General features: G+C 56.3%; 9 protein-coding genes. All 9 read left to right on the top strand.

What is annotated here, in order from left to right; all coding sequences use genetic code 11:
* On the top strand, positions 1 to 374 hold a 374-nt coding region (locus tag OHD62_RS34475; RefSeq protein WP_263792069.1), incomplete at its 5' end, for a 2-phosphosulfolactate phosphatase.
* A complete protein-coding gene (locus OHD62_RS34470) occupies positions 298 to 1,455 on the top strand; it encodes an NAD(P)-dependent oxidoreductase (protein ID WP_318528734.1) in 1,158 nt (385 codons plus the stop codon). The genes OHD62_RS34475 and OHD62_RS34470, both read left to right, overlap by 77 nt.
* On the top strand, positions 1,452 to 2,585 hold the full coding sequence (locus OHD62_RS34465) for a mandelate racemase/muconate lactonizing enzyme family protein (RefSeq protein WP_263792067.1): 1,134 nt from the start codon (positions 1,452 to 1,454) through the stop codon (positions 2,583 to 2,585). Before OHD62_RS34470 ends, OHD62_RS34465 begins: the two co-directional genes overlap by 4 nt.
* Positions 2,585 to 3,463 carry an SMP-30/gluconolactonase/LRE family protein gene (locus OHD62_RS34460; RefSeq protein ID WP_263792066.1) on the top strand — a complete coding sequence of 293 codons (879 nt, stop codon included), beginning with the start codon at positions 2,585 to 2,587 and terminating at the stop codon, positions 3,461 to 3,463. Before OHD62_RS34465 ends, OHD62_RS34460 begins: the two co-directional genes overlap by 1 nt.
* 315 nt (positions 3,464 to 3,778) lie before the next feature.
* Entirely contained in the window at positions 3,779 to 3,982 is a 204-nt protein-coding gene (locus OHD62_RS34455; protein WP_263792065.1) for a hypothetical protein, read from the top strand.
* Between the two features lie 559 nt (positions 3,983 to 4,541).
* The gene (locus tag OHD62_RS35900; RefSeq protein ID WP_412177465.1) at positions 4,542 to 5,096 is read left to right on the top strand and encodes a hypothetical protein; all 555 of its coding nucleotides are present in this window, start codon (positions 4,542 to 4,544) and stop codon (positions 5,094 to 5,096) included.
* Positions 5,097 to 5,569: 473 nt separating this feature from the next.
* Positions 5,570 to 8,176 carry an HAD family hydrolase gene (locus OHD62_RS34445; protein WP_263792064.1) on the top strand — a complete coding sequence of 869 codons (2,607 nt, stop codon included), beginning with the start codon at positions 5,570 to 5,572 and terminating at the stop codon, positions 8,174 to 8,176.
* An 82-nt stretch (positions 8,177 to 8,258) separates the two neighbouring features.
* Positions 8,259 to 8,393 carry a hypothetical protein gene (locus tag OHD62_RS34440; protein ID WP_263792063.1) on the top strand — a complete coding sequence of 45 codons (135 nt, stop codon included), beginning with the start codon at positions 8,259 to 8,261 and terminating at the stop codon, positions 8,391 to 8,393.
* 174 nt (positions 8,394 to 8,567) lie between these two features.
* Complete coding sequence (locus OHD62_RS34435; RefSeq protein WP_263792062.1) at positions 8,568 to 8,774, top strand: transposase; 207 nt, start codon at positions 8,568 to 8,570, stop codon at positions 8,772 to 8,774.
* The last annotated feature ends 191 nt before the right edge of the window (positions 8,775 to 8,965 follow it).

Genomic DNA, 8,965 nt, shown 5'->3' with positions numbered 1-8,965 from the left:
CCCGGCGTGCGCTGGCGGAGGCGTCATCGCGCAATGCAGACATCACGATAATCTGCTCAGGCCAACTGCGGAACTCACGTATTGCGATTGAGGACAGCTATTGCGCCGGCATGATCGTTTCACAGTTTTGTGACCTTGCGAAAGATGGCGCTGTTGAACTAGACGACTCCGCGTCGCTCGCTCACGGCTTCACAATCTCGCAAGATAGTGCAGTGAATGTATTATTGGGCTCGATGACCGGCCGCCGCTTCATCGGCAACTGCAGGCAGAACGACGTGGAGTTCTGTGCGCTCATCAATGAATCAACAATCGTTCCGGTGGTGGCCGCGCAAGGCGAAGACTCCGATCATCCGGTCTATCTCCTCGATGCCTAGCAGCACCGACGCCATCAGATTGATCAGTGGCCGACCTCGCGTCCTGGCGACAGCAGATCTCAGCCCGGAAGGCATCGCCTTGCTCCATGAAATGAGCGAGCTCAACTTGCTCGGCTGGGCAGCCGGCGAGTGGTTCTGTGATCGCAAGCAGCTAATGGACGCAATTGCTGACGCTGAGGTTGTGATAGCGGGATACGAGCGTTTCGACGAGGAACTGCTGGCAGCCGCACGTCGACTTCGCGCCATCCTCTCAGTGCGCTCGGCCCCGGAAGCGAACATCGATGTGGCGGCCGCAACGGCGCGGGGGATCGCTGTAGTGCACACTCTCGGGCGAACTGATCACGGGGTTGCAGAGTTCACGGTTGCTCTCGCGCTGGGGCTTACTCGCCACCTCATTCCTGCCGGTGCATGGATTAAGTCCCGCTCGCCCGACTTCGACGCCGGAGAGGACTTTTTTCGCGGTACGGTATGGGGTCGCGGCGCGAGTTCTCCGCAACTCGCATTCACGGGCATCGAGCTGCATGGTCGCACACTCGGTATCGTAGGCTTTGGGGCCATCGGTCGTGTCGTCGCCGAAAAGTTTTCCGGCTTTGGCATGAACACTGTCGTCCACGATCCTTATGTCGATAGCGCCGAGTTAAGAGCCCTCGGGGTCGAACCGGTCGCGCTCGACGAACTTCTGGCACGCTCGGCAATTGTAACCTTGCACGCGCGGCTCAGCACACAAACGCGCGGCATGATCGGCGCAGACCAGCTCAATCGGATGGGGCGCGGCGCATATCTCATCAACACAGGTCGGGCAGGCCTTATCGACACTGGCGCGCTACTACTGGCCTTGGATCGCGAACAGATCGCTGGGGCCGCGCTAGACGTCTTTGACACGGAGCCGCCTTCGGCGAGGGATCCGCTTGTTACTCATCCGCGCGTCCTTGCGACACCTCATATCGCCGCGTGGACCGAAGAGATGCGTGTACGTCACACCCGCAGCATTGTGCAAAACCTGCAGCGGCTTTTGGCCGGCAAGCCTGGCAATCTGTCGAACCCCGAAGTTCTCACGATGGCTGCGAGGACCGTGCCTTGAAAATCATTGATGTCGCATCGCGCCTCTATCACATCCCGCCTACGGTCTCCTGGGAGGACGCCACACACCGCGTCGCGAACCTCGAATTCATCATTACCCGCGTGACCACAGACGCTGGAATCGTCGGCGAGGGCTTTGCCTACACGACAGGGATCGGCGGAAGCGCCATCCTCGCCCTGATCGATGACTATTGCCGAACGATGCTCGTCGGACAAGATCCGCGACAGATCGAACGGCTTTGGGCGTTCCTCTATGGCCAATTGCATCGCTGCGGCACCGGGGGCATCAATACCCTCGCATTGGGCGCGATCGACATCGCGCTTTGGGATGTTACGGCCAAGTGGTATGATGTTCCACTATTGCGCCTGCTCGGCGCGCGGCGTGACAGCATCCCCACCTATGGCAGTGGCATCGACCTCTTCCTCGACAGTGACGCTCTACTCAACCAGGTCGAAGGATTCCTCGCAGCGGGCCACAAGGCGGTGAAGATCAAGATCGGTCGGGACAACGCCGAAGAAGATCTCGATCGTATCGTAGCCGTGAAGAAACTGATCGGCACAACGCGACGACTGTTCGTGGATGCCAACCAGCGCTGGAATGTCGCTGACTGCATGACCCGACTACAGAAACTAGCAGCGTTCGACCTTGGCTGGATCGAAGAGCCTCTCCATGCCGAGGATGTTCGTGGGCACGCCGACCTGCGCCGTTTCGTGTCGCTGCCCATTGCGATCGGTGAGAGCCTATACACGCGGCATCAATTTGCTGACTATCTACAGGCTAACGCCGTCGACATCATCCAAGCGGACGTGTGCCGCGTTGGAGGTATCAGCGAGTGGCTGAAGATCGCCAATCTGTCAGCGTCCTTCCACCGCACCATGGCCCCCCACTACATGTCCGAACTGTCCGTCGCGGTGATGTGTGCGATCGAAAACGCGGACATCCTCGAATGTGTACACGGCGGGAGCTTCTCCGAGATGGGTGTGCTTCAGACGGAACTTCGCCTCGAGAACGGAGTGGCCTTCCCCTTTGAGGCACCCGGACACGGGGTGGTGTTCGATCAAAAAAAGCTCGAACCCTTTGCTGTCGATCCTGCCGAACTGCGGAAGCGGAATCTGCAGAGTGCAAAGTGATGCGGATTTATCACGCGCACACGGCGTTCGATTGCCACAACCAGCTCGGCGAAGGATGCAACTGGAGCGCATCGGACCAGAGCCTATGGTGGACTGATATCGAAGCAAAGAGCGTGTTCCGCTGGGACGACAAACGGAGGGTTGCAGCAGTACGGCAGCTTCCCAATCGTGCTGCGTTCGTCTTTCCACGAGCGCGTGGCGGCTTCGTGCTCGGTTTTCCTAAGTCTATTGTTATCACCGACCCGACCTTTTCCGACTTCTCACAAGTGGCCGAAATCGAGCCGCATCTTGCGCAAACCCGCGTCAACGACGCCGCGATCGATCCTTACGGCGGAATCGTCTTGGGCACATACAATGAACGCGGCCGTGAGCCAGTCGGAAGCGTCTATCGCGTCGCGCCCGATGGCGAGATCGTCACGCTCTTCGGGGGCGTAGCGGCGGCCAACGGACTGGCTTTTTCGCCCGACGGCCGGATCATGTACTTTACCGACACAACGGAGGGCACCATCAGGCGTTTCGCCCTGGCTCCGCAATTTGCGGGTCTTGCAGAGATAGGCCCACTGGCAGGCCTGAATATCGCCCCGGGATCGCCCGATGGCGCCACCGTGGACATTGAAGGGGGTTACTGGAGCGCCAGGCTGCGAGGCGGCTGTGTCGTCCGTATTGATCGAAACGGTCACCTCACTGATCGAGTGGATATGCCGAGTATGGCGCCGACCTGTGTGGCACTTGGCGGCGAAGATCTGAGAACGCTGTTCATAACCTCGCGGCGAACCAGGCAATCGTGTGATGAACTTCATCAATTTCCCGAGTCCGGCAACCTCTTCCGCGCTGAAATCGGTCAGGCTGGCCGACCGCCCTTCAGTTGCAGAGTCTAAATCCAGCTCTGGGCCGAGTGTTCGACTGCCGTTCAAGACCCCAGGAGGCGGTTGTGTCCGTACATGGATCTAGTCGCGCGGGACGTCGTTCAATCCCGATCACCCAGGGAGGGTGATGAGCGGTCTCTCCGGTTCGTGGGGAGCTGTCCACAATCTGCGTGGCGCGCTCTTCGGCCTTGTCACCGGGACCCTTTTGAAAGGACGTGGGGGCGGTTTCCTGCGCGCCGGCGAGAAGTGGACGGATCATGCGGATTGAACTAAGCCGCCAGTCGCAGCGGCTACCGATCCTCCGACAAGAATAGCGAGTGGCTCACGATGTTTTATGCCGCCGTCTCGCACGTTAAGATCTGCCGCTTCATCAGGCACGGCATATTGCCCGCCGAGCAGGTCATGCGTTGCACTTCCTATCAAATTCGCGCCAGCGACCTCGAAGATGAGCAGATCAAGGCCGAACTGGCGCACAAAAACCCGTGTCGCTCCAAAGACGACAATGAGGAATCGCTGTTTTCTGCCGTTTAAAAAGGGGGTGCATAATGTCTTCGCGACCTAACGCAGATGCGCCGCTCCGCCGCCGTGAGATAGAAAGCTTAATTGGGGCAATACGATTCGAGGAACGCGCGAAGGCTTGTGGACACAAGCCTAAATCTCGGCGCCGGCTCGGAAAGCGCTGGGACTGCTTCGGCTTCTGCCCGTGCCTCGGCGCGTCCGGCGGCCGTACCGACGACGGCCTGCGCGTGCGGCAGACGATAGCGCAGGGGCCTTCGCCTCCCGTGACGCGGCGGCAGTGATCGACGAGGTATTGAGGCGCTATTGCAGGATGCGGCGCGGTGGCGGCTCTTGCAGCCGATGGACAATCTGCTGTGAAGGCCTCGCCTTCGTGGTGGCGAACGGCGTCCTCGATCGTTGCAATTCCTCTTCCAGAATACGCCCTGCCACGCGGCCTCCTGCTATTGCGCGTAACGCCCATACTGCGCAGTGCTGGACGCATCGATTGACGGAGAGCTGATCTCGAAAGCGAACTGGAACCTGCTGTTGGACGAAATTCTGCGCTTGGCGATGAAACGCCTCGGCGGTTTCAATGACCTTCACAAAACTCTGCCTCGTGAACATGGTCAGGGGGCGCAAGGATAACGAAGGCTACCGATTTGTCCGCCAGGATGCAAAACGCGGCCTGCCGGACAGTGGTGCGCCGAAGCGCACCCGCAAGTTGCGGTCCTATGGGGCGGCAAGGCGGCAGGTGATGCCGGAAAGTGAGCACTGGTCGCACAACGGATTGAACAACCGCGCTAACAATTTCCATGTGCCGGTGCGAATGGACGATGCGGGGCTTCCGCTCACCGGAAACCCTTCAGCGCTTCGTCTCGATCTTTTCCGCCCTGCGCAACCTTTTCGCTCCGTCTCGCTCAAGACACTCGGCCTTTGCTATCCATCTTGCCCGTCTGAACACGGCCGTGACTGCGTTCTGCTGACAGCAGCGCACACCGCTTCACCGCGTTCATACGCAGACAACGTGACAGCGCCTCGAGTGCTGGTTGCCCTGTCGCACGATGGCGCCAGCGGTGTATCTCTCGCCAATTTACCTCATGCCGCGTCAGATGGAGCTTCTCCTAACCCTAACCTGCATCAAATTTAAAACTTCTTCATCAAAACATCACAAAGAGCAGATGCGTAAAACACGCAGTTGTTATCAACATAATCAAACACTTGGCGTACAATGTCGGATTCCCCTCGGCACGTTGACGACAAATCTATAACTGATAGTCTTAGACTAACGGTTTGATGAGGCGCAGAGGGTAAACCAATGTTTGGATGTCTTTTGACGTTATCCATATTTCATTTCCTCAACACCAGGGGTAAACGATGAGATACGGATCGTCTGGCGGCAGGTCGAGGAAGTTTTGCTCGGCAGACCATGGTTCGAACCCAAGTCCCTCGACCAGTTCACGACATCCCTATTTTAATTGCCGCCTTCTTGGAAACTTCGTAGCGAAAGCAGTTGCCGTTTACCTCGACAACTTGGCGATGCAAAGAGCTTAGACGAAAGAGTGGACGACAGGTGAGAAGTTCTCGGCTAGAAAGATTGCGCCTGCGCGAAGGAGAAAACATATGCAGATTATAATGGAGCGCTTGGCGGCAAAGATAACGCAAGCCGATACTGATCAGCAGTCTTCCGTAAGCTTACGTATTGAGGAGATGTTTGATCCTGACTTCGTGCCGCATATGCCCGGAGACGACGTCTATCAGTTTATCGGTCACTCTGATGCCATGTTTCCAGACGGCGGTGGTCTAACAGAAAAGATCAACAAACGGCAAAAGCCGGAGAGTCGCCTACTCTGGAGCACCAGACGTGGCACTCATCGTAAGGCACAAATAAAGGCCCACGATATCCCCAATGTGCTGGACGACTTTGAGAATTCCGCAAAGGTACTCTCACTTGACTGTTTCGATACATTGCTATGGCGCAAGACAGCGACACCTAGAGACGTTTTCGCCGTGCTGGCCGATAATCCCGTCGCCCGAAGGTTAGGGATAACTCCTCACCAACGCATTAGCGCAGCTGCGCGTGCCTATCGAGCGAAGCCTTTAGAGAACGGTTCCGGGGAGGTCGATCTCGGTGACATTTATCGGCTTTTTACATCGCTTTCTGGTGAGGAACGGGAGCTTTTGCGCGAGGCGGAAATCCGGACCGAAATGAATGTTTGCTTTGCATTCTCCCCATACGTAGACCTGATCAGGCTGGCGCACGCCCGTGGTATCGAAATTATCGTCGTGAGCGATACATATCTGCGTGAAGACGAGTTAAGGCGCCTCTTGGCTCGGCATTTGCCTGCAGACGTTATGCAGGCAATCAGCAAGATTTACTGCTCTGTCGATTATGGTACGTCGAAGAGCCATGCCCTTTTTGAGATTGTAATCAAAGAGTGTGGCGTGCCTGCATCGCAAATACTTCACATAGGAGATAATGACGTAGCTGATGCGCAAACGCCGCAGAAATTTGGGGTGCATGCACTGCATTTTGTGCCGCTTGATCTTGAAGCCGTAGACTTTTTGCGCCTACAGAACGCGGCGTCGTCGTTGATTTTACTCGAAAAAGCAGCACCTGAAGCAGGTGTTTTGCCCTGCTATAGTCCATTTCGGCCAATTTTTGCTGTAGCAAACCTGCAGCCGTACGCGCCTGAGACGGTGATCGGCTACATGTCGTTTGGCCCGGTGCTGTACGCCTATGCCCGTTTTCTTATGGACGAGGTGGAGACACTACAACAGCATGGCAAGAGAGTAAAAGTATTCTTTCTATTGCGTGATGCTTATCTTCTTTCAGCTGCGTGTGAAGCCTATGCGCGCAAGCCCGTCGGCAAGCTGGTGCGGATCCGCAAATTCTTTGCTGTTGCGGCCTCTTTCAAAACCCGTGCCGATGTCGATTATTACATCAGCGGGATCGACCCCGCATATGACAATCTTCATGCCACTGCAAAGCAACTTTTGCTTCCGCCTGAAGTGACCGAATTGCTAATACGGATCGCCCATCAATCTGACGATCCAAAAACGGCGTTCCATCAGTTGTTGCACGGCGACGATGTGCTGGAGTTGATATTCAAGAACTCTTTTGCTCTGCGTGCCCGTTTGATGTGCTATATGTCAAAGGAGTTGGAGTTGGAGGAAGGCGATACCATTATCTTGGCGGACATAGGCTATAACGGCCAAACGCAAGAATATTTGGTTCGCACCTTCCAAGAAGAATTGAAAGTCGACATACTGGGCCGCTATCTGGTCGCCTCCGACGAACCGTACCGTGCGGCGAACAGCAAAGCACTCATTACGTCGCCCTGGTGGAATTACACGTTGTTTGAGCAATGCTGCGCTGTCAAGGAAGGAGCGGTTGTGGACTATAATGTTGACGGCGAGCCAGTTCTTGGGGCGATTAAACAAAGTGAGAAGCAGTACGAGAAGGTTGCCAATGTGCAAGCTGAATGCCTGCGGTTCATCAATGATGCGAGGACGTTTTTTACGAAGGCGGGTGTCACACACGAGTATTCGATTTTGCAGGACGCTGCCCATGCAGCCCTATTCCGTCATGCCTACATGCCGATTGAAGCGGAGCTGGAGTATTTCAAGGACTTCCAGCACGACAAGTTTATCGGACCAGATTGCAAGAGGACGATCTATCATCTAGAAAGTGCTTGGAAGAATGCGAGGTGCCAGCCCTCACCTTGTCGGCTGGGTGCATATGAAACGCGCAGCTTGGGGCTTGACTTCACATTCAGCGGTCTGGTGCAAAGAAGATTTCAACTTGATCTAAACCCAGAAGATATGAATGTGCGTTTCTCGCCTCTGAAAGTCTCGATAGGGGGAGCACACGAGTCCAAGGTCTTCTTGCTTAGAGCACACCATCTGCACGACGGATATTTCTCCATTATGCTTCCATATGTAAGCGGCACCATCGTGAAAATGCTCTTGGGGGAAAACTATGAATGGTTGCAAATCGGGGAGATACAGATATTAGATGAGGAGACGCGACTATTCAATAGTGAAAGTAGCGCGTGTGAGAACCTGTCGAACTCTCTCGATCTAGAAGAAATCAACCGGGAGGGAGAGATTTACCGGTGCCTGTCGCAGGCAAGTGCCGCGACAATCCGTCCAGCTGATTGTCAACGTTTCAGAACACCTCATTACTATCATATGATCTTTCGCCCATTGGTTTCGAGGGTCATCTGATCCGCCGGCGCGCTGCTGCGGGTTCCTAAACCCGAGGAAGACGATCGCCGCCGAATAGCACGCGAGCGCAAAGCATTTAAGAATGGGCGCACACGCCGCATCAACCGCTCATTCCGCCTATGAACCGTTGCGCCGCGACCGGCGCGAACTGCTGGAGAATCTGAAGACCGGCGATGGTCGTCCGTTGCCTGGCCATCTGAAGCGGCAGGCCATCTGAAGCGGCAGATTGGCCGCGAACTCGACTGGCTCGAGCTGCTGATCGAAGAGATCAAGGGTCGGGCCGAGCGCGACGCCATGCTTAGTGCTGAGCAGGCTGTCTCGCCCGCCCCGGCGATGCTGCTTGCTTTGAAAGGCATCGGACCGGAGTTTACCGCCTCGCTGGTCGGAAGGTTTGTCCCGCCATTGCGATAGCCGGCGACAGCTTGCCGCCTGTGCCGGCCTGGCGGCGATCCCCTGGAAGGGTGGGCGATGGATCACGAGCAGGGGGCGGAAATCCGGCAATCCGAAGCTGCGAACGAAGCTGGTCCAGATGGCCTGCTGGCTATGGGTGCGCCATCAGCCGTGCTCGACGCCAACCTTATGTTTAAGGAGCGGGTGAAGCAGAACAACAGAACAACTGCCGGCTGAAGAAGAGATGATCGTGGCGCTCGCCCACAAGTGCTCGTGGCGCTGTGGAAATTACGTCAACGCCGGCATTTCATCGAGTGAGCGATCATGACAGTTGCCTGATGCCACACCCATCGAATTCTGCCATTTTCCAGGGCCTGATTAGTCCTGGCGGATCCAAGG

The sequence above is a fragment of the Mesorhizobium sp. YC-39 genome, from assembly GCF_025753795.1.
In the GTDB taxonomy this organism is placed as follows: Bacteria; Pseudomonadota; Alphaproteobacteria; order Rhizobiales; family Rhizobiaceae; genus Mesorhizobium.
Note: the sequence above shows the minus strand (reverse complement) of the source record. Positions and strands in the feature narration are given on the sequence as shown.

Bases quoted from the DNA above. Each gene is read 5' to 3' on its own strand.
- OHD62_RS35900 (WP_412177465.1), top strand. From the start codon at position 4,542: ATGACCTTCACAAAACTCTGCCTCGTGAACATGGTCAGGGGGCGCAAG.
- OHD62_RS34445 (WP_263792064.1), top strand. From the start codon at position 5,570: ATGCAGATTATAATGGAGCGCTTGGCGGCAAAGATAACGCAAGCCGAT.
- OHD62_RS34460 (WP_263792066.1), top strand. From the start codon at position 2,585: ATGCGGATTTATCACGCGCACACGGCGTTCGATTGCCACAACCAGCTC.
- OHD62_RS34455 (WP_263792065.1), top strand. From the start codon at position 3,779: ATGTTTTATGCCGCCGTCTCGCACGTTAAGATCTGCCGCTTCATCAGG.
- OHD62_RS34440 (WP_263792063.1), top strand. From the start codon at position 8,259: ATGGGCGCACACGCCGCATCAACCGCTCATTCCGCCTATGAACCGTTG.
- OHD62_RS34470 (WP_318528734.1), top strand. From the start codon at position 298: ATGAATCAACAATCGTTCCGGTGGTGGCCGCGCAAGGCGAAGACTCCG.